Raw genomic sequence first — 20906 nt, 5'->3', positions numbered from 1 at the left:
GGGGATGGTCTCGGGTGTTTTGTCGGGTGTGCCGGGTGTGTCGGGGTTGGTCGGCGGCGCGGCGCCCGCGGCCGCGGCGGTCACCACACCGCTGGCCAGCGCACAACTAGGCGTTCAGGCGCTCGGCAGTAGTGCTGCGGCCGCACCGGCCGCGGTGTCGCAGGAGCTCAGCGACCTGATCTTCAACCTGGGTATCGGCAACGTCGGTACGTTCAACCTGGGTAGCGGCAATCTCGGTAACACCAATCTCGGCAGCGGCAACGTTGGCAACCAAAACGTGGGTAGCGGGAACTACGGCAGCGGGAACTGGGGCGGCGGGAACACCGGTACCGGAAACACTGGAAGCGGAAATGCCGGCGACTACAACTTCGGCAGTGGAAACTTCGGCAGCGGGAACCTGGGCAGCGGCAATATCGGCAGCCTCAATCTGGGAAGTGGGAACTTCGGCACCCTGAACCTCTTCGGTGGCAACAACGGCGACCTCGGCCTGGGCAGTGGAAACACCGGCGACGTCAACGTCGGCAGCGGGAATAACGGCGGCGGCAACATCGGCTTCGGAAACCTGGGCGACAACAACATCGGCTTCGGGAACAAGGGCAGCGGAAACATCGGCTTCGGGCTCACCGGCGACGGCCAGTTCGGGATCGGCGGATTCAACTCGGGCACCGGGAACATCGGCCTATTCAATTCTGGAAACAACAACATCGGCTTCTTCAACTCGGGCGACAATAACTTTGGCTGGTGCAATTCCGGTAGCGGAAATACCGGCTTCGGGAACGCGGGCAACTTCAACACGGGCTTCTGGAATGCGGGCAGCTCGAATACCGGGTTCGGCAGTGCTGGTGATGGGAACTTCGGCCTCTTCAACGCTGGCAATCACAACTCGGGCAGCTTCAATGTGGGCACCGAAAGTACCGGCTTCGGAAACTCGGGAGCGGGCAACACCGGCTTCATGAACGCGGGTAACTCCAACACCGGCTCCTTCAACGGGGGCAACGTCAACACCGGCTTCTTCAACGGGGGTAACACCAACACCGGCGCGTTCAACGGGGGCGATCTCAATACCGCTATCGGCAGTTCCGTCAGCCAATCGGGGCTCAACTCGGGCTTCGGCAATCTCGGCAGCGGAAATTCCGGCTTCTACAACAGTGATCCCAACGGAAGCGCAAACTCTGGGTTCTTCAACACCGGAATCGGCAATTCGGGTGTTTCGAACGCCGGTCCCGCACTGGTCCCCGGCTACAACTCGGGATTCGGCAATATCGGTACCAACAACGCGGGTTTTGTCAACTCGGGCAATCGGCTTGCCGGCATCTCCAACTCGGGCGATGACAGCTCAGGCTTCCTGAATTCGGGCGATCAGAATTCGGGCGGGTTCAACTCGGGTACGGGACTGTCCGGCTTCTTCAGGTAGCCACCGAGATCACCGCGCCGTTTTGCGCGGCAGTCCTGATCAGCACCGTTGCGGATGGCGCTGGTGGCTGCTTGGGCGGCCCGCCGTAGTTGCCAGATCGATACCCGCAGGCTGACTCGATTACGGGGTTTGTGGCTGGGTTCTGACCTAATGTCGCTCGGGTGTTGTGGGTTCGGCGGGGGTGGCCGGGCTCTGGCCGGTGGGTGGCCGGTGGGTGCCGGTGCGTGTCGGTCGCGGTAACGCTCGGGTGTGCGGTTGAGAATATCCCGTTGAAGGAGGGGCGATTCTGATGAATTTCGCGGTGTTGCCGCCGGAGATTAATTCGGTGCGGATGTTCTCTGGTGCGGGGTCTGAGCCGATGTTGGCGGCGGCGGCGGCCTGGGATGGGTTGTCGGCGGAGTTGGCGGCGGCGGCGGAGTCGTTTGCGTCGGTGACCTCGGGTCTTGCGGGTGCGGGTCAGGCGTGGCAGGGTGCGGCGGCTTCGGCGATGGTGGCTGCGGCGGGGCCGTATGCGAGTTGGCTGGGGGCGGCGGCGGCGCGGGCCGCGGGGGCGTCGGCGTCGGCGAAGGTGGTGGCCTCGGCGTTTGAGGCGGCGCGTGCGGCGATGGTGCATCCGTTGGCGGTGGCGGCTAATCGCAATGGGTTTGTGCAGTTGGTGATGTCGAATTTGTTTGGTCAGAATGCGCCGGCGATTGCGGCGGCGGAGGGTGTGTACGAACAGATGTGGGCCGCTGATGTGGCGGCGATGGCGGGGTATCACGGTGGGGCTTCGGCGGCTGCTGCGCAGTTGAGTTCGTGGCAGGGGATGGTCTCGGGTGTTTTGTCGGGTGTGCCGGGTGTGTCGGGGTTGGTCGGCGGCGCGGCGCCCGCGGCCGCGGCGGTCACCACACCGCTAGCCGGCGCCGCACAAGCGGTTGCGTCCCAAGCGGCCAGCGTGGTGCCCGCGCCGCTTCAGGGCATCAACCTCGGTTTCGGCAACATCGGTTCTCTCAATTTGGGCAGCGGAAACATCGGCGACGGGAACCTGGGCAGCGGCAATATCGGCAACATCAACTTCGGTAGCGGAAATATCGGCGGCACCAACCTGGGTGGTGGCAACCAGGGTGACTTCAACCTGGGCAGCGGCAATATCGGCAACTTGAACCTCGGTAGCGGTAACTTCGGTAGCCAAAACCTCGGTAGCGGCAATATCGGTAGCATCAACTTCGGTGTCGGAAATATTGGCAACACCAACATCGGTAGCGGCAATATCGGCAACACGAACTTCGGCAGCGGAAACATCGGCAGCCTCAACTTCGGAAGCGGCAATTCCGGTAGCAATAATATCGGCTTCGGCAACTTCGGCAGCAGTAATTTCGGTTTCGGAAACACCGGTAACAACAACATCGGATTCGGGCTGACGGGTGATGGCCAGTTCGGGATCGGCGGATTGAACTCCGGTAGCGGCAACATCGGGTTGTTCAACTCGGGCGACAACAACATCGGCTTCTTCAACTCGGGCTCGGGCAACCTCGGCTTTGGGAATGCGGGGAACTCGAACACCGGTTTCGGTAATGCGGGCGACGTGAACACCGGCTTCTGGAACGGTGGCAGCATCAATACCGGCGTCGGGCATGCCGGTGCGACCAACTTCGGATTCTTCGATTCCGGTAACTACAACGCCGGCAGCTTCAACGCTGGAAACTCAAACACGAGCTTTGGTAACTCCGGCGACGTGAACACGGGCTTCCTCAACGCGGGAAACATCAACTCTGGCTTCGGTAATGCGGGCAACGTCAACACCGGCTGGGCAAATGCCGGTGACATCAATACGGGCGGATTCAACGGGGGCGTCCTTAATACCGGATTCTTTAGCGCGACGACCCACGCTGGCCCCAACTCTGGCTATTTCAATGTCGGTACGGGAAACTCGGGCTTTGGCCACAACGACCCATCTGGCTCCGGGAACTCGGGCCTACAGAATTCAGGCTTCGGTAATTCGGGGTACGTGAACACCAGCACCACGAGCACCTTCGGTGGTAACTCCGGGGCGCTGGATACGGGTTACGGAAATGCTGGCTTCTACAATGCGGCTGTTCAGAATGCGGGCTTTGTCATCGCGGGTGTCAACACCTCGGGCATTCTCAGCTCCGGAACAGGTAGCTCAGGTCTGCTGGTCTTTGGCGACGGGCTGTCGGGCTTCTTCAAAAACGTTCTCTAGCGGCGCGCCCTTGGCCTAGTCGGCGGCGCCGACGCGAGCCGCAGTTGCCTTGTGCTGTCGCACTTCACGAGCTCGGGCATGGGTGGGGCGGGGGCGCTGGTTGGTCGGCGCCTCCGGGACAGGCCGCCCGGCTCTCGAGAGTTCTTGAGGGCTCTTAAGGGGTAGTCCATGCGGAACCGCAATCCGGGCTGGGGCTCGGTGAATTGTTCGGCTGACGCAGCGGCGACAGAGCAGCGCGCATGTTGCCGCACTTGATGAGCGGACGAATTCATCTCCGATATGGCCGTCGCCCAGGCGGCGAATCAAACTCATAGCACAGTGAATTCACAGCTAGTCCGGGCAGTTGTCGGCTGAGTGGGCGGCTGCGATGAGATGGTCCCGTGATGCAGACATACCCGTTGACCTGCGCATATCCGTAATTCATCAGCGGCGCTTTGCGCAACGGCGAGATTTTTGCTGTGATTTACATTACGATCCGCCAGTAGGTTCCTGTGCGTGTTGGGGGTCGCTGTGGTTGGTTGGTTGTCGGAGCCGTTAGTGCGGCTGATTGGTTGGGGGTTGTGATGATTTTGGACTTTGCGTGGTTGCCGCCGGAGATCAATTCGGCGCGGATTTTCTCGGGTGCGGGTTCTGGGCCGTTGCATATGGCTGCGGCGGCGTGGGAGGGGCTGGCTGCGGATTTGGCGGCGTCGGCGGCGTCGTTTAACTCGGTGATTTCGTCGTTGGCGTCGGGGCCGTGGTCGGGTCCGGCGTCGGTGTCGATGGCGGCTGCGGCGGCGCCGTATGTGGGGTGGTTGGATGCGGCGGCCGGGCAGGCGGCGGCTGCTGCGAGTCAGGCTCGGGTGGCGGCGACGGCGTTTGAGACGGCGTTGTCGGCCACGGTGCATCCGGCGGCGGTGACTGCCAATCGGACGTCGTTGGTGTCGTTGATCACGACGAATTTCTTGGGTCAGAACACGCCGGCGATTGCGGCTACTGAGTTCGACTATGTGGAGATGTGGGCTCAGGATGTGGGCGCGATGGTTGGTTATGACGCGGGGGCGACTTCGGTGGCCGCGGCGTTGACGCCGTTTAGCATTCCGCCGTTGGATTTGGCGGGCCTGGCGGCGGGGATCAATGCGCAGGTTGCTGGGGCGGCTACGGCGATGACGGCGGCGATTTCCCCGGCGGCGCAGGGTGCGATCGCTGGGCTGCCCGGTGTGGTGGCGGGAGTGCAGTCGGCGGCCGCGGCGGTGCCGTTGGATTCGGTCATGTCGGTCGCCCAGATTGGCATGTACCCGGCCAGCATGTTGATGGGGCCGTTGATGCAGCTGGGCAGTTCGGCGAATACGGCGGGGTTGGCCGGCGCTCAGGCGGCGGGATTCGCCGCTGCTGACATGCCCAAGATGGTGGATGCCGTCAGCCCGATGAAGGGCCTCGGTGGTGCGGGTCTGGGTGCGGGGATGGCCGCGGATTTGGGTAAGGCTCGGTTGGTGGGTGCGATGTCGGTGCCGCCGACCTGGGAGGGGTCGATTCCGAAGGGGTTGTCGACGTCTGCGATGGCCGGGATGGGCGCGATGCCCGAGGTGGCTGGGGCAGGCGGGGCTCCGATGGGGATGATGCCGATGCCGATGGGTATGGGTGGTGCCGGGGCGGGTATGCCTGGCGGGATGTTGGGTCGTGGGGGCGCGAGTCCGCACGTGGTGCAGTCGCGGCCGAGTGTGGTGCCGCGGATCGGTGTCGGATAAGCGGGGGGTGATTGGTCGGGGTTTCGGGTTTGCGGTACTTGGTCGGGTCTGAATGTCTTTTGGGAAAGGGGAATAGGCAGTGACTACTCGGTTTATGACTGACCCGCATGCGATGCGGGACATGGCGGGTCGTTTTGAGATGCATGCGCAGACGGTTGAGGATGAGGCCCGCAAGATGTGGGCGTCGTCGCAGAACATCGCCGGCGCGGGCTGGAGCGGTATGGCGTCGGCGACTTCGCTGGACACCATGGGTCAGATGAACACGGCCTTCCGCAACATTGTGAACATGCTGCATGGGGTGCGTGACGGGTTGGTTCGCGACGCGAACAACTACGAGCAGCAAGAGCAGGCTTCGCAGCAGGTTTTGGGTAGCTAGGAGGGGTTGGGGCGATGACGATCAATTACCAGTTCGGTGATGTGGATGCCCATGGGGCGCTGATTCGGGCTCAGGCGGCGGCGTTGGAGGCTGAGCATCAGGCGATTGTGCGTGATGTGTTGGCCGCTGGGGATTTCTGGGGTGGTGCCGGGTCGGTGGCGTGCCAGGAGTTCATCTCGCAGTTGGGCCGTAATTTCCAGGTGATCTACCAGCAGGCCAATGCCCACGGTCAGAAGGTGCAGGCTGCCGGTAACAACATGGCCAGCACCGACTCCGCGGTGGGTTCGAGCTGGGCATAGCCGGCCAACCAGTCGGCGATCAGGGGCGCGGGTGACACGCAGCAGGGGATCTGCGGCACCCGCGCCCTTCTGTCTACAGGCAGAAGCGGTGGCCAGGTAACAAACGGTGCACCCCCGAGCGAATACCAAATTGCAGGATCGTTTGGCGATTCGGTAAAAGCCCGGACTTATGCGTCACGGTGCCTTACGATCCGCCCATGGGTTCCTATGGGGTTGTTGTGAGTCGGGTTTGCGTGGCGGAGCGGTCGGCGCGGCTGATTGGTTGGGGGTTGTGATGATTTTGGACTTTGCGTGGTTGCCGCCGGAGATCAATTCGGCGCGGATTTTCTCGGGTGCGGGTTCTGGGCCGTTGCATATGGCTGCGGCGGCGTGGGAGGGGCTGGCTGCGGATTTGGCGGCGTCGGCGGCGTCGTTTAACTCGGTGATTTCGTCGTTGGCGTCGGGGCCGTGGTCGGGTCCGGCGTCGGTGTCGATGGCGGCTGCGGCGGCGCCGTATGTGGGGTGGTTGGATGCGGCGGCCGGGCAGGCGGCGGCTGCTGCGAGTCAGGCTCGGGTGGCGGCGACGGCGTTTGAGACGGCGTTGTCGGCCACGGTGCATCCGGCGGCGGTGACTGCCAATCGGACGTCGTTGGTGTCGTTGATCACGACGAATTTCTTGGGTCAGAACACGCCGGCGATTGCGGCTACTGAGTTCGACTATGTGGAGATGTGGGCTCAGGATGTGGGCGCGATGGTTGGTTATGACGCGGGGGCGACTTCGGTGGCCGCGGCGTTGACGCCGTTTAGCATTCCGCCGTTGGATTTGGCGGGCCTGGCGGCGGGGATCAATGCGCAGGTTGCTGGGGCGGCTACGGCGATGACGGCGGCGATTTCCCCGGCGGCGCAGGGTGCGATCGCTGGGCTGCCCGGTGTGGTGGCGGGAGTGCAGTCGGCGGCCGCGGCGGTGCCGTTGCAGTCGGTCATGCAAGTTGCCCAGATTGGCATGTACCCGGCCAGCATGATGATGTCGCCGATGATGCAGCTGCTGAATTCGGCGAATTCGGCGGGCTTGGCCGGTACCCAGGCGGCGGGATTCGCCGCTGCTGACATGCCCAAGATGGTGGATGCCGTCAGCCCGATGAAGGGCCTCGGTGGTGCGGGTCTGGGTGCGGGGATGGCCGCGGATTTGGGTAAGGCTCGGTTGGTGGGTGCGATGTCGGTGCCGCCGACCTGGGAGGGGTCGATTCCGAAGGGGTTGTCGACGTCTGCGATGGCCGGGTTGGGCGCGATGCCCGCTGAGATGGCGGAGGCGGGCCGGGCTCCGATGGGGATGATGCCGATGCCGATGGGTATGGGTGGTGCCGGGGCGGGTATGCCTGGCGGGATGTTGGGTCGTGGGGGCGCGAGTCCGCACGTGGTGCAGTCGCGGCCGAGTGTGGTGCCGCGGATCGGTGTCGGATAAGCGGGGGGTGATTGGTCGGGGTTTCGGGTTTGCGGTACTTGGTCGGGTCTGAATGTCTTTTGGGAAAGGGGAATAGGCAGTGACTACTCGGTTTATGACTGACCCGCATGCGATGCGGGACATGGCGGGTCGTTTTGAGATGCATGCGCAGACGGTTGAGGATGAGGCCCGCAAGATGTGGGCGTCGTCGCAGAACATCGCCGGCGCGGGCTGGAGCGGTATGGCGTCGGCGACTTCGCTGGACACCATGGGTCAGATGAACACGGCCTTCCGCAACATTGTGAACATGCTGCATGGGGTGCGTGACGGGTTGGTTCGCGACGCGAACAACTACGAGCAGCAAGAGCAGGCTTCGCAGCAGGTTTTGGGTAGCTAGGAGGGGTTGGGGCGATGACGATCAATTACCAGTTCGGTGATGTGGATGCCCATGGGGCGCTGATTCGGGCTCAGGCGGCGGCGTTGGAGGCTGAGCATCAGGCGATTGTGCGTGATGTGTTGGCCGCTGGGGATTTCTGGGGTGGTGCCGGGTCGGTGGCGTGCCAGGAGTTCATCTCGCAGTTGGGCCGTAATTTCCAGGTGATCTACCAGCAGGCCAATGCCCACGGTCAGAAGGTGCAGGCTGCCGGTAACAACATGGCCAGCACCGACTCCGCGGTGGGTTCGAGCTGGGCATAGCCGGCCAACCAGTCGGCGATCAGGGGCGCGGGTGACACGCAGGCGAGCTGCGGCACCCGCGCCGCTGCCCTATCAAGACCAGCACCCCGCACCAAATTTGTTGCACTGCAATAGGTTCAAGTTCCTCCGAACTTGACGTATCGGTGCGCGCCGGCCCGGTGAATTGATGGTCGGGGGCCCTTCACGGGGCCAAACCCTAGTCAGATGTGGCCCATCCCGCTGGTCATGAGGAATACGCCGAGCACGGCGATGACGACGCCAACAAGCTGCTGCCGTCGGGCTTTGACGTAGCTATGTAGCGAGGACATGATTCGGCCGGTGCTCGCTGGCGCGGCCAATTGGCTGGCCAGCGGAAGCTCGATGAAGGCCAGCGCGATAAGGGTGTAGATCCCGGCCGCACTGACTTGGGTACCTGCGGCAGCACCGGACGCCAGAATCGCGGTGAGCGCCGCCAAGAATCTGAAATCGATCAGCATTGCCGCCCCGAGAAGGAACGCCATCCGCAGCGGGCGCGCCTCCAGCGCAAACTGGGCGCGCATCGACAAGCGTGCGAACGTGGTCGATGTCAGGACCTGCCAGTGGGATGAATTGCTGCCTGGCACGCCGAATTGCGCGCGTTGGCGCGGTGAAATACCGACCGCAAGTCCCGCGATCAGCAGTGCCAGCACGCCCATTGCGATCTGAATATGCCCGGCCGCCGAGCTGGCTGTGGCATGTTGAACTCGCTGCATGGTTTCCAGCGTGAACTCGCGCAGTCCAAACAGGACACCTAGCGCCAGCGTGACGCAAGTGGTGATGCCGCCCAGCCAGAACGCGATCAGCTGGCCCAGGGGGCGAGGGCGCGATGACAGCAGGACGCTGATCCCGAGCCGCACCGGGTCGGCCGTCGCCACAAGAGCTAACACCAGCACCGTGCACCACATGGGAACGGACGCTACAACGACCGCGTGGGTTACGAAACCCATATCGATGATCGATTTTCCGATCACGACCGGATTACTCGAGCCGCGAATCGCTTCTGGCTTCAGAATAAGATCCTAGTTGCTCAAGTTTGTCGATACTCGTGTGGATGGGTGGCCTCTGAACAGGGGAAACTCTGTGTTGTTGGGGCCGGAGGCGGGGCGAGAAATGGCTCTATGAGGGATCGATTAGGAATGTGAGACTAGATAAATTTTTGTCGTGATGCCTTTTAAAAAATGTCGTTCCGCAGTTAGTGGCTATCGCTGCGTCGAGCGGCCCGCGGGCGCCGATGCCACCGTGGCCCGCCGGCCTGCGCTCGGGGGATCAACCCCGTGATCCTTCGAAGGATCGCCGGGCCTTGCGGTTGTTGGTAGCTGGTTGCCGATGATCGACGGCGCGACCCCGGCGGTGGTTTTGACGGCATTTGAATGCAATTCAGGCGACCTGTGAGTTGCCCGAAATCTGTCAAAACACGCCGCATTGTGCTGCCGAAGCGAACGGCGAACATAGTTGCCGGTAACCAAAACCCAGAACGACACGCCGGTCGGCCTGCCGCTGTTGACCGCCTCCGTAACACTACCGTGATCTGAAGTGTTTTCAGGGAGGCGATTAGGTGAGCGGCAACCCGTTCCGAGGAATGTCGCGCCGGGAGTTCATCGCCAAGATGACGGGCGCTGGTGCCGCGGCATTGCTGATGGACTATGCGGGGCCGGTCATCGAAAAGGCATATGGTGCCGGGCCGTGCTCAGGTCAGCTCACTGACATCGAGCACATCGTGCTGTTGATGCAGGAGAACCGGTCATTTGACCATTACTTCGGCACCCTCTCCAGCATTCGGGGTTTCAGCGACCCATCGCCGGCGTTTCAGCAAAAAGGTTGGAACCCCAGGACGCAGGCGCTGGACCCAGCAGGGACCACCATTCCGTTCCGGCTCGACACCACCCGCGGCCCTTTCTTGGACGGCGAGTGTGTCAACGACCCGGAGCACCAATGGACCGCAATGCATCTCTCGTGGAACGGCGGCGCCAACGACAACTGGTTGCCCGCTCAGGCGAATACCCGCACGGGGCCCTACGTCCCGATGACAATGGGCTACTACACGCGCCAAGACATACCGATCCACCATTTGCTGGCCGATACGTTCACAATCTGCGACGGCTACCACTGCTCGCTGTTGACCGGCACTTTGCCCAACAGGCTGTACTGGATGAGCGCCTGGAATGACCCGGCTGGCACCAACGGAGGGCCCCAACTCGTCGAACCCGGCTTTCTGCCGCTGCATCAATACAGCTGGCGCATCATGCCGGAGAACCTCGAGGACGCCGGCGTGAGTTGGAAGGTCTACCAGAACAAAGACGCGGGGCGCTTCATCAATACCCCGATCAGCAACAATGGCCTGGTCCAGGCCTTCAAGCAGTCCGGTGATCCGCGGTCGAACCTGGCCAGGTACGGCATCGCGCCGGGCTACCCGGTGGACTTCGCCGCCGACGTCAAGGCCAACAGACTGCCGAAGGTTTCTTGGTTGGTGCCGAACTTCCTGCAGTCCGAACACCCCGCGCTTCCGGTCGCGTTGGGCGCTGTGGCCATGGTGACGGCGCTGCGGATCCTGCTGTCCAATCCCGCGGTGTGGGAGAAGACGGCCTTGATCATCAGTTATGACGAGAATGGTGGCTTTTTCGATCACGTGACCCCGCCGACGGCGCCCCCCGGGACGCCCGGGGAATGGGTAACGGTGCCGGACATCAATTCAGTCCCGGGGTCGGGCGGAATCCGCGGACCGCTGGGGCTGGGCTTCCGAGTGCCCTGCATTGTTGTGTCGCCGTTCAGCCGCGGGGGCTTGATGGTCCATGACATCTTCGATCACACCTCGCAGCTGAAGTTGATCAGCAAGCGATTCGACGTGCCAGTGCCCAACCTGACCGCGTGGCGAGATGGCGTGGTCGGCGACATGACCTCAACGTTCAACTTCGCAACCCCGCCAAATCCGTCGCGGCCCAATTTGAGTCATCCGCTTCTGGCGGCGGTGCCAAAACTCCCGCAATGTATCCCGAACGTGGTGCTGGGAACCTCGGATGGAACTTTCCCGGCCATCCCATATCGAGTGCCCTATCCCCAGTCGATGCCCGGCCAGGAAAGCACCCCGGTGCGTGGGATTCCCAGCGGATTGTGTGTGTGACCAGAGCGCACTGAGGCGATCGCGGTACCGACGACACCCGGCGCGTCCTGATGGTGCGCCGCGGGTCCGCCCTGGCCGGCGTGATCCGGCGAAGTTCTGTGGATTCGATTGGCGGGCAATGGAATTGGCCGCTACCGGCGCAGTCGCGTCATCGGTCGGTCCGATGTCTGAAAATGCTTGTGCGGCAGGGCCGATGCGCGAGAACCCGTCATTTCCACAGCGGCGGCGGGGATAACACGCGCGCAAGATTGCGGCGCCATGCAACGGTTGGGCCCGGTTCACGCATACGCGCGCTATTGGACATGGCAACAATCCCCGGATGACACGCCGGTCGGCATTTGTCGCCTGTGTGCGTCCTCAACATAAGGTGACCCACGACACGCGAAGGAGTGCGCATGGTGAGCCGAGACGCGTTCGCCGGAATGTCACGTCGAGAATTTATGGCTAAGGCCACCGGGGTTGGCGCCGGCGCTTTTCTCACAGACTGGGCCGCTCCGGTGATTGAAAAGGCTTATGCGGCCGGTCCGTGCTCCGGACATCTGACCGATATTGAGCACATCGTGTTGTGTCTTCAGGAAAACCGGTCTTTTGACCACTATTTCGGCTCGCTCTCGAGTGTGGACGGGTTCGACACCCCAACGTCGTTGTTTCAGCAGAAGGGTTGGGACCCGCGGACACAATCGGTCGATCCGGCCGGTACCACGGTGCCCTATCGCATCGATACGACCCGGGGTCCCAACGGAGTTGGCGAGTGCGTCAACGATCCCGATCACCAGTGGATCGCCGCCCACCTGTCTTGGAATGGGGGCGGCAACGACGGCTGGTTGGCCGCGCAGGCCAGGACGCGGTCGCAAGCCAATACGCCGGTGGTAATGGGTTATTACGCACGCCCGGACATACCCATCCATTACCTGCTGGCCGACACCTTCACGATATGCGACCAGTACCACTCGTCGCTGTTGGGCGGGACAATGCCCAATCGGCTGTACTGGATCAGTGGAACCGTCAATCCTGACGGTGACAAAGGCGGCCCTCAAATCGTCGAGCCGACTATTCAGCCGAAGTTGACATTCAGCTGGCGTCTGATGCCAGAGAATCTCAGCGATGCCGGTGTCAGCTGGAAGGTCTACAACAGCAAGTTGCTCGGCGGGCTCAACGACACATCGCTGAGCCGCAACGGATATGTGGGCAGCTTCAAGCAGGCGGGAGATCCGCGGTCGGATCTGGCCCGCTACGGCATTGCGCCGCGTTATCCCGCCGACTTTGTGCTCGACATCATGAACAACCGGTTGCCGCAGGTGTCGTGGGTCGTCCCCCTGACCGTCGAGTCCGAGCATCCCTCGTTCCCGGTCGCGGTCGGTGCGGTCACCATCGTCAACCTGATCCGGGCCTTGCTGCGAAACCCGGCCGTGTGGGAGAAGACCGCGCTGATCATCGCCTACGACGAACACGGCGGCTTCTTCGACCACGTGACGCCGCCGACGCCGCCGGAGGGTACGCCTGGTGAATGGATCCCCCCAACGGTCGACATCAACACGGTCGACGGGTCCGGCGGTATCCGCGGGCCGATTGGCCTGGGCTATCGAGTGCCTTGCTTTGTCATTTCTCCCTACAGCCGCGGCGGACTGCTGGCTCACGAGCGGTTCGACCACACTTCGCAGCTGCAGCTGATCGGCAAGCGATTCGGGGTGCCGGTTCCCAACCTGACCCCATGGCGGGCCAGCGTGACCGGGGACATGACTTCTGCATTCAATTTCGCTGTCCCGCCCAACCCCTCGCCGCCCAACCTCGACCATCCGGCCAAACAACTGCCGAAGCTGATCAACTGCGTACCGAATGCGGTGTTGGGATTTCTCAACGAAGGGCTTCCGTATCGGGTGCCTTATCCCCAGACGACGCCCACACAGGAGTCCGGACCGGTGCGTGGCGTCCCCAGCGGCATCTGTTAGTCGCTGAATAGCTGCCTATGCCAAAGGGAGCCCACCGCCATCGCAGCCGGGCGGCATGGGGCCCACGCGGCGCTGGTCGAGGGGCAGGTCGAGCCGGTGTCGGCCGGACCGTCGTGAGCCGTTCGCTGTGCAAGTCGCACATCGAGCGGTGTCCGTCTGGGCCCCCAGAAAATTCGATCAATCGGGGCATATGGCCCGCGATATTGGCTTACGATGCGGGTGCTTGGTGGTTTGTATTTCGCCATTGAGAGTTGGGGTCTTGAGATCGGCACTGGAAGGGGACAGCGTGCTATTGCCTCTTGGTCCGCCCTTGCCACCTGATGCTGTGGCGGCTAAACGGGGTGAGTCGGGGCTGCTCTGCGGCTTGTCGGTTCCGCTCAGCTGGGGTACGGCCGTTCCGCCGGATGACTACGACCATTGGGCACCGGAGCCTGAAGAAGGCGCCGAGGCCGTGGTCGAAGAAAACGTGGATGCGGCAGCTGCCGGTACCGACGAGTGGGACGAGTGGGCGGAATGGAGGGAGTGGGAGGCAGCAAATGCCGAACCTCATTTCGAGATGCCCCGTACCAGCAGCGTGATACCGAATTCGCCGGCGGCCGGTTGAGAGAGAGGGGGAAGACAGTCATTCCTTCACGATTGATTGGCGGCTTGGGGATCCCGCAGTCGGCAATACCAACAATCAATCTGCATGAGTAGTCCCAGGTAACTGAGTCGAGAGAATTAGGAGACAGGCAAGATGGCAACACGCTTTATGACCGACCCGCACGCTATGCGGGACATGGCGGGCCGTTTCGAAATGCACGCCCAGACGGTCGAGGACGAGGCCCGCAAGATGTGGGCGTCCTCGCAGAACATCGCCGGCGCGGGCTGGAGCGGTATGGCTTCGGCAACCTCGCTGGACACCATGGGTCAGATGAACACCGCTTTCCGCAACATCGTCAACATGCTGCACGGCGTGCGTGACGGTCTCGTTCGCGACGCGAACAACTACGAGCAGCAAGAGCAGGCCTCCCAGCAGGTCCTCCGCGGCTAACGTCCACCGCAGCGAAAGCTGTTGCAGCCAAACACTTTTACAAGCTAAGGAGAACAGGTTCAATGACAATTAACTACCAGTTCGGCGATGTCGACGCCCACGGCGCCCTCATCCGCGCACAGGCCGCTTCGTTGGAGGCCGAGCACCAGGCCATCGTTCGCGATGTGCTGGCCGCCGGTGACTTCTGGGGTGGCGCCGGTTCGGTGGCTTGCCAGGAGTTCATCACCCAGTTGGGTCGCAACTTCCAGGTGATCTACGAGCAGGCCAACTCGCACGGCCAGAAGGTTCAGGCTGCCGGCAACAACATGGCGCAAACGGACAGCGCCGTCGGTTCCAGCTGGGCCTGATAGGTCTGGAGAAGTTTCGGTTCGCGGCGGCGCACCGCTGGCCGGTGCGCCCGCCCTACCGAAAATGTGCACGTCCATGTACGGGTACCCGGTGCCCGCACGTGGACGTGCACATTTTTGTGCCTGATGTTCCCTGTGCCCAATTGTTCCCGTTGTCCGCAACTAGCCGAGACGGTCGAGACGGTTGCGTTGGCTGGGGGCGTGGGCTCTAGAACCGCCCGCCGCCGCCCAGGAAGCCGCCGCCGGATGAGTCGCCGGACGAGCCCGATGAGCCGCCGAACGAGGTGGGGCTCCACCCGCCGAAACCACCGCGCATGCCTCCGCTGAGGAGGTCGCCGATGATGATGCCGCCAAGGACTGCGCCGGTGTTGCTGCCGCCCTGGCGCGTGTAGGCGCGCTGGGCGGCCTGCACGTCGGAATTGGCCAGCGACTGCGCGTTCGCGGCCAGCGTCGAGGCCGCGTTGGCCTGGGCTATCGCTTCGGTCGGATTGGTCGATCGGTAGCTCTGTGCGGCGTCGAGTCGACGTCCGGCCTCGGCCAGCCGGGTCCTGGCTTCCGGCCCGATACTGCCGCGACGGGTATCGATGTAGTCCGAGACCGCGCGTATCCGCGACTCGGCCGTGAACAGTGCCTGTTCGAGTGAACGTCTGAGGTGTTCGGCGTTTGCCTGCTCCTGGGCGATGGCGGCCAGGAGCCGATCGAGATCGGCGTCTGCCGTGGTGAGCTGGGCAAATGCACTCAGTGGATCCGCGGCGCCGGTGACGCGAGCGTTATCGACGGCCCGAGCGGCCGCATCGCGGGCCGCGATCAGCTCTGCGGCGTAGGCCGATTTGTTGGCCGGTGACTTCTGCAATTGCTCGTTGGCGTGCTGGATGCCCGCCTGAATGTCTGCCAGCACCGACGGCATGGTGGCAACCGCATGTCCGATGTCGCCGGCCGCGCTGTCCACCGCGTCGAGCAGCGAACGAGCCTGACCGAGCGCGGACTCGGCGGCACGTACCGCATCCACCAGACCCGTCTGTTGGCCGCTGACTGCCTTTGCGGACAACTCACGTGCCGAGCTGATGTTGCTATCGGCGAAAGCCAGCAGTTCGTGGGCGGAGGCGACATTGGCGGAGATCGAACTCAGCGCGGTGGCCCCGAACTCGTCGTGCAGCTCGACCAGTCGCTGTTCGGTCGGGGCAATGCGGGTGGTGAGTTCGACGTATCGCTGGGTGAGCAGGTCCAGCCGGGCCGGCGCGTTGATCACCAAGTCACGCAGCTTTTCGAAGGCCTCGGTCTGGGACTCCAGTTCGCGGTCGGCGTTGGCGGCCGAAACGATCACCCGGGTTAGTAGGTCACGCCGCTGCGCGGGTGTCTCGGGGGTGCTGTCGTCAAGCTGCTGACGCACGCTAAACGCTTGGGATAGCGCAGCTTTGGCGTTGCTTACCGCCTGGGAAAACGGCGCGGTCCGTTGTTCGCCGAACTCGTCGATCGCCACGGCGAGCTCGTTGGAACTGGTGCGCACGGCGTTGTCGACATCGACCACCATTGACCGGGACAGTTCGTCGAGGACGTCCAACGGCACCGCGGCGAGAGCCCGGGCATCGGTGGGGTCGACCCGCCGTGCCGCATCCAGTGCGTTGGTGCGCCGCCGGCTTGCGCGGTAGCGCATCACAATCCAGAAGATCGCGACGGCTACGGCGAGGACGCTCAGGACGACGAGCAGCGGTATTCCGCCGGACGGGCGTGGCGATTTGTTGAGTCCGTCCGCCGCGGCGACGGCGGCGCCGGCCCAGTCGCCGTCGCGCAGTTTGGGCTCGATCTTGTTGCGGCGCAGACTTTCGACCTGGCTGGAGGTGATCCCGTCCACGGTGGACGGCACCAGGAACGCATAGGAGCGGGCGACGGTGGCCACGGCCAGTATCGCGTCGTAGTCACCCAACTCGCTGGTTTGCATGGTGCGCTGTGCCCAGTTCGTGGCGTTCTGCCCGGAGAAATCGTCGACGTAGACCACCCAGAGCCGCACATGTCGCTCGGTGTAGAGCTGGTTGACGGCGGTTGTCACCTTCGCGCGACCCGAACTGGTGAGCGCGTCAGCGTTGTCGGTGACATAGCTCGCCAGCCGGAATGGCGGTTGTGCGCCAGAAGGCGGCGCCAACAGCAGCCCGGTGGTGAAGATCATCAAGATCACGCCAAATAGGCGGGGGATGCGCATAGCCTAATTTAGCCTGGCAAGCACACAGTCTCATCGGAGCAAGGCTTTGCATGTCCGGGCGATTCGCCGCCGGAGGCAAACAGTGTCGGCGCGAGCGCCGGCCGTGGGTCCCGGCGGCGATCTGCCTGGCAGACTGTGGGGCGGTGAGCACAAAGCAGCAGGAGCCGTATGGCGACTTCGACCGCCAAAGGCGCGTGGTCGAAGCGCCCAAGACCGCGGGTCTGCCGGGCACCGAAGGTCAACATCGCACCGACTTCGCCCGCGACCGCGCTCGAGTGTTGCACTGTGCTGCGCTGCGCAGGCTTGCCGACAAGACCCAGGTCGTCGGACCGCGCGAAGGCGATACGCCCCGCACCCGGTTGACCCACTCACTGGAAGTCGCCCAGATCGGGCGGGGCATGGCGATCGGCCTGGGCTGCGACTTGGACCTGGTCGAATTGGCGGGTCTGGCCCACGACATCGGGCACCCGCCCTACGGGCACAACGGTGAACGGGCACTGGACGAAGTCGCCACCGGATGCGGTGGCTTTGAGGGAAACGCGCAAAACTTCCGCATTCTGACCAGCCTCGAGCCGAAAGTTCTTGATGAACACGGCCTTAGCGTGGGTCTGAACCTGACCCGGGCAGCGCTGGACGCGGTCACCAAATATCCCTGGCCTCGTGGCCGCGCGCGGCGCAAGTTCGGTTTCTACGACCAAGATCTGCAACCAGCGCTTTGGGTTCGGCAGGGGGCACCGCAGCGCCGGCCGTGCCTGGAAGCCCAGGTGATGGACTGGGCCGATGATGTCGCCTATTCGGTGCACGACGTCGAGGACGGTGTCGTCTCCGAACGCATCGATCTGCGGGTGCTCGCCGACCATGACGAGGCGGCGGCGCTGGCCAAGCTGGGGGAGAGCGAATTCTCGCGGGTCAGTGCCGACGAATTGATGGAGGCTGCCGGTCGGCTGTCGGGGCTTCCCGTCGTCGCGGCGGTAGGCAAGTACGACGCGACGTTAGCGGCCTCGGTCGCGCTGAAGCAGTTGACCAGCGAGCTGGTGGGCCGGTTCGCGTCCGCCGCGATCGCGACTACCCGTGCCGCGGCCGGTCCGGGGCCACTGGTGCGCTACCAGGCGGATCTGCACGTGCCCGAGTTGGTGCGAGCCGAGGTCGCGGTGCTGAAAATACTGGCGCTGCAGTTCATCATGTCCGATCCGCGGCATCTCGAGACTCAGGCCCGGCAACGCGAACGAATCCACCGGGTGGCGCAGCTGCTGTATGCGGGGGCGCCGCGCACGCTCGATCCGATCTTTGCCGCGGCGTTCAATGCCGCCGGGGACGACGGCGCTCGGATGCGGGTCGTCGTCGATCAGATCGCCTCCTACACCGAGGGCCGCTTGGAACGTATCGACGCCGCGCAGCTGGGCGATGGGAGGGTCGGGTAAGCGGCCTGATGGCGTAGCTGTGCACGCTTTAGACTGAGCCGATGTCGGGTCCGGCGGGTACTAGAGATGCGGGTCGTCCCGGTTCGGGAGGCCGGTCCCGGATTTCTGATCGTGACATCGCCGCCATCCGCGAAGGCGCCCGCATCGAGGATGTCGTCGGCGACTACGTCCAGCTCCGACGCGCCGGCGCCGACTCACTCAAGGGTCTGTGCCCGTTTCACAATGAAAAGTCGCCGTCGTTTCATGTGCGGCCCAATCACGGCCACTTCCATTGCTTCGGCTGCGGCGAGGGCGGCGACGTGTACGCGTTCGTGCAGAAGATCGAACACGTCAGCTTCGTCGAGGCGGTGGAACTGCTCGCCGACCGGATCGGTCACACGATCAGCTACACCGGCGCGGCCACCAGTGTGCAGCGTGATCGCGGCAGCCGCAGCAGGCTGATTGCCGCCAATGCGGCGGCCGCGGCGTTTTACGCCGAGGCCCTCGAGTCCCCCGAGGCGGCACTGGCCCGCAAGTACCTGACCGAGCGCAGTTTTGACGCTGCGGCCGCCCGCCACTTCGGCTGCGGCTTTGCGCCGTCGGGGTGGGACTCTTTGACAAAGCATTTGCAGCGCAAGGGCTTTGAGTTCAAGGAACTGGAGGCGGCCGGGTTGTCCCGGCAGGGGCGACGTGGCCCGATCGACCGGTTTCACCGGCGCCTGTTGTGGCCCATCCGCTCCTCGGCCGGTGAGGTGATCGGGTTCGGGGCGCGGAGGTTGTTCGATGACGACCCGATGGACGCCAAGTACGTCAACACCCCCGAGACGCTGTTGTACAAGAAGTCCTCGGTGCTGTTCGGCATCGACCTGGCCAAGCGCGATATCGCCAGGGGGCATCAGGCCGTGGTGGTCGAGGGCTACACCGACGTGATGGCCATGCATCTGGCCGGTGTCACCACGGCTGTGGCATCCTGCGGCACCGCGTTCGGCGACGAGCACTTGGCGATGCTGCGCCGGCTGATGATGGACGACAGCTTCTTTCGGGGCGAGCTGATCTATGTCTTCGACGGTGACGAAGCGGGCCGTGCCGCCGCGCTCAAGGCCTTCGACGGTGAACAGAATTTGGCCGGTCAGTCCTTTGTCGCGGTCGCCCCGGACGGGATGGACCCTTGTGACCTGCGGTTGGCCTCGGGCGACACCGCCCTGCGTGACTTAGTGGCCCGACGGACCCCGTTGTTCGAGTTCGCGATCCGCACCGCCCTCGCCGAGTCGGACCTGGAGAGCGCCGAGGGCCGGGTGGGCGCGTTACGCCGCTGCGTACCGATGGTGGGTCAGATCAAAGACCCCACGCTGCGCGACGAGTACGCCCGGCAGTTGGCCGGTTGGGTCGGTTGGGACGATGTGGCTCAAGTCATCGACCGGGTGCGTGGCGAAGCGAAGAACGCCACCAGACCGAACCGGGGTGGTGCCGCGACCAAGACACCTCGTCGCGCCGCTCACGAGTCCACTGACACGGGCTCTGCCGAGCCGGCCGCCGCTCGCCCCGACCCGCGTGATCCGACGCTGTGGCCGCAGCGTGAGGCACTCAAATCGGCGCTGCAGTACCCGGCGCTGGCCGGGCCGGTCTTCGACACCCTGACCGTCGAGAGTTTCACCCACCCCGGGTACGCCGCGGTGCGAGCAGCCATTGACGCGGCGGGCGGCACGGCGACCGGGGTTACCGGGGCGCAGTGGATGGACATGGTGCGCCAACAGACCACTTCACCGTTGACCTCAGGGCTGATCAGTGAATTGACGGTAGAGACGATCCAGGTTGATGAGGAGAAACTGCCCCGCTACATCGGTGGTGTCCTGGCCCGGCTGCAGGAGGTCTGGATGGGCCGGCAGATCGCCGAGGTGAAATCCAAGCTCCAGCGGATGTCACCGATTGAACAAGGCGACGAGTATCACGCGCTGTTTGGCGACCTGGTCGCCATGGAGGCCTATCGACGCAGCCTGTTGGAACAGGCCAGCGGCGATGACCTCACCGCGTGAGACGGGGCGTCAGGTCAGGGTGCGGCCTTGGGTTGGCGTTCAACGACGACCGTCTGCGCGTCGATCTCGGTCAACGTGACGAACCCGGAATCGGGGGAGACGCGGTTGGCGATCTTGCGGCGTCCGGCGTCGATCACCGTTTTGGCGGCGGGGCTGCCGGTAAGCGCGCGATAGGTGCCGGCGATCTGCTCGTAACGGCGGCGCCCGGCCTTCGCGCCCAACACGTAACCCAGTCCCAGCAGGGCGACATACCCGATCAATGCGGTCCCTCCGACTAACGGTGCGGTTGCTTCTATCCTGCCTCACGGGCACGGTGGTGCGCTCGCCCGATCCCTCCAGTCGGGTGCGCGGCACCGAAAAAACGACGATCGGGTGGGTACTGGTCCCTCTGATAGTTGGGCGCAGGTCTACCAGTACGCTAGAGTCGTCCCGCGATCTGCACCACCGTTCGCATGGACCGGTTAGTCCCCTGTAGCTCAATTGGCAGAGCATTCGGCTGTTAACCGAAGGGTTGGAGGTTCGAGTCCTCCCGGGGGAGCCGCGCAACATCTTCGGCGAGGGCGACGTAATGGGCCGCATCCTCGTCAACCCCATCGCTGTCGATATCAGCGAGCGTCCCAGTCACAGCCCGTAGGTTGGTAGTGCGTCGGCCTGACTCACGACGGCGCCGAATACCGGG

At 63.8% G+C, this 20906-nt stretch carries 18 protein-coding genes and 1 tRNA gene; 16 read left to right on the top strand and 3 right to left on the bottom strand.

The window, feature by feature from the left end:
• Window positions 1–4 precede the first annotated feature (4 nt).
• The 8 genes from CCUG20998_RS18110 to CCUG20998_RS18075 all read left to right on the top strand — a co-directional run bounded on the left by CCUG20998_RS18110 (window position 5) and on the right by CCUG20998_RS18075 (window position 8132).
• Window positions 5–1414, top strand: a complete 1410-nt coding sequence (locus tag CCUG20998_RS18110; protein WP_117424873.1) for a beta strand repeat-containing protein — start codon at window positions 5–7, stop codon at window positions 1412–1414.
• Between the two features lie 289 nt (window positions 1415–1703).
• Window positions 1704–3614: a PPE family protein gene (locus CCUG20998_RS18105; RefSeq protein ID WP_038580145.1), complete on the top strand. Its 1911-nt coding sequence runs from the start codon at window positions 1704–1706 to the stop codon at window positions 3612–3614.
• Window positions 3615–4177: 563 nt separating this feature from the next.
• Window positions 4178–5341: a PPE family protein gene (locus CCUG20998_RS18100; RefSeq protein WP_116269131.1), complete on the top strand. Its 1164-nt coding sequence runs from the start codon at window positions 4178–4180 to the stop codon at window positions 5339–5341.
• Window positions 5342–5420: 79 nt separating this feature from the next.
• Window positions 5421–5717 carry a type VII secretion system effector EsxM gene (gene esxM, locus CCUG20998_RS18095; RefSeq protein ID WP_012395281.1) on the top strand — a complete coding sequence of 99 codons (297 nt, stop codon included), beginning with the start codon at window positions 5421–5423 and terminating at the stop codon, window positions 5715–5717.
• A 14-nt stretch (window positions 5718–5731) separates the two neighbouring features.
• Window positions 5732–6016, top strand: a complete 285-nt coding sequence (locus CCUG20998_RS18090; RefSeq protein WP_012395280.1) for a WXG100 family type VII secretion target — start codon at window positions 5732–5734, stop codon at window positions 6014–6016.
• Window positions 6017–6290: 274 nt separating this feature from the next.
• Entirely contained in the window at window positions 6291–7457 is a 1167-nt protein-coding gene (locus tag CCUG20998_RS18085) for a PPE family protein (protein WP_103653905.1), read from the top strand.
• 79 nt (window positions 7458–7536) lie between these two features.
• Entirely contained in the window at window positions 7537–7833 is a 297-nt protein-coding gene (gene esxM / locus CCUG20998_RS18080) for a type VII secretion system effector EsxM (RefSeq protein ID WP_012395281.1), read from the top strand.
• Between the two features lie 14 nt (window positions 7834–7847).
• Entirely contained in the window at window positions 7848–8132 is a 285-nt protein-coding gene (locus tag CCUG20998_RS18075) for a WXG100 family type VII secretion target (RefSeq protein ID WP_012395280.1), read from the top strand.
• Window positions 8133–8332: 200 nt separating this feature from the next.
• On the opposite strand, the gene CCUG20998_RS18070 is transcribed toward CCUG20998_RS18075, so the two are convergent.
• Window positions 8333–9055, bottom strand: coding sequence for a GAP family protein (locus CCUG20998_RS18070; protein WP_036456587.1), 723 nt, complete (start codon window positions 9053–9055; stop codon window positions 8333–8335).
• A 674-nt stretch (window positions 9056–9729) separates the two neighbouring features.
• On the opposite strand from CCUG20998_RS18070, the gene CCUG20998_RS18065 reads away from it, so the two are divergent.
• From CCUG20998_RS18065 to CCUG20998_RS18045, 5 genes are all read left to right on the top strand, one after another.
• On the top strand, window positions 9730–11268 hold the full coding sequence (locus tag CCUG20998_RS18065) for a phospholipase C (protein ID WP_036450222.1): 1539 nt from the start codon (window positions 9730–9732) through the stop codon (window positions 11266–11268).
• 422 nt (window positions 11269–11690) lie between these two features.
• Entirely contained in the window at window positions 11691–13217 is a 1527-nt protein-coding gene (locus CCUG20998_RS18060) for a phospholipase C (protein ID WP_099052653.1), read from the top strand.
• A 286-nt stretch (window positions 13218–13503) separates the two neighbouring features.
• Window positions 13504–13821: a hypothetical protein gene (locus tag CCUG20998_RS18055; protein WP_012395276.1), complete on the top strand. Its 318-nt coding sequence runs from the start codon at window positions 13504–13506 to the stop codon at window positions 13819–13821.
• Between the two features lie 132 nt (window positions 13822–13953).
• Window positions 13954–14250: a type VII secretion system effector EsxM gene (gene esxM / locus CCUG20998_RS18050; protein WP_011739602.1), complete on the top strand. Its 297-nt coding sequence runs from the start codon at window positions 13954–13956 to the stop codon at window positions 14248–14250.
• Window positions 14251–14312: 62 nt separating this feature from the next.
• Window positions 14313–14597 (top strand): WXG100 family type VII secretion target, encoded by a 285-nt coding sequence (locus CCUG20998_RS18045; protein WP_011740938.1) that lies wholly within the window; start codon window positions 14313–14315, stop codon window positions 14595–14597.
• Between the two features lie 208 nt (window positions 14598–14805).
• Here the strand turns inward: CCUG20998_RS18045 and CCUG20998_RS18040 are convergent, their stop codons facing one another.
• Window positions 14806–16794, bottom strand: coding sequence for a TPM domain-containing protein (locus CCUG20998_RS18040; protein ID WP_036456270.1), 1989 nt, complete (start codon window positions 16792–16794; stop codon window positions 14806–14808).
• 143 nt (window positions 16795–16937) lie between these two features.
• Here CCUG20998_RS18040 and CCUG20998_RS18035 point away from each other — a divergent pair, with 143 nt between their 5' ends.
• Window positions 16938–18215, top strand: coding sequence for a deoxyguanosinetriphosphate triphosphohydrolase (locus tag CCUG20998_RS18035; RefSeq protein ID WP_020725914.1), 1278 nt, complete (start codon window positions 16938–16940; stop codon window positions 18213–18215).
• A gap of 41 nt (window positions 18216–18256) precedes the next feature.
• Complete coding sequence (gene dnaG / locus CCUG20998_RS18030; RefSeq protein WP_020730345.1) at window positions 18257–20227, top strand: DNA primase; 1971 nt, start codon at window positions 18257–18259, stop codon at window positions 20225–20227.
• Window positions 20228–20241: 14 nt separating this feature from the next.
• Here dnaG and CCUG20998_RS18025 read toward each other — a convergent pair whose 3' ends face one another.
• Window positions 20242–20487: a hypothetical protein gene (locus CCUG20998_RS18025; protein WP_020730346.1), complete on the bottom strand. Its 246-nt coding sequence runs from the start codon at window positions 20485–20487 to the stop codon at window positions 20242–20244.
• 205 nt (window positions 20488–20692) lie between these two features.
• Here CCUG20998_RS18025 and CCUG20998_RS18020 point away from each other — a divergent pair.
• Window positions 20693–20765: transfer RNA gene (locus tag CCUG20998_RS18020), tRNA-Asn, on the top strand.
• Window positions 20766–20906: the final 141 nt, after the last annotated feature.

This window comes from Mycobacterium marinum, assembly GCF_003391395.1.
GTDB classification, from domain to species: domain Bacteria; phylum Actinomycetota; class Actinomycetes; order Mycobacteriales; family Mycobacteriaceae; genus Mycobacterium; species Mycobacterium marinum.
Note: the sequence above shows the minus strand (reverse complement) of the source record. Positions and strands in the feature narration are given on the sequence as shown.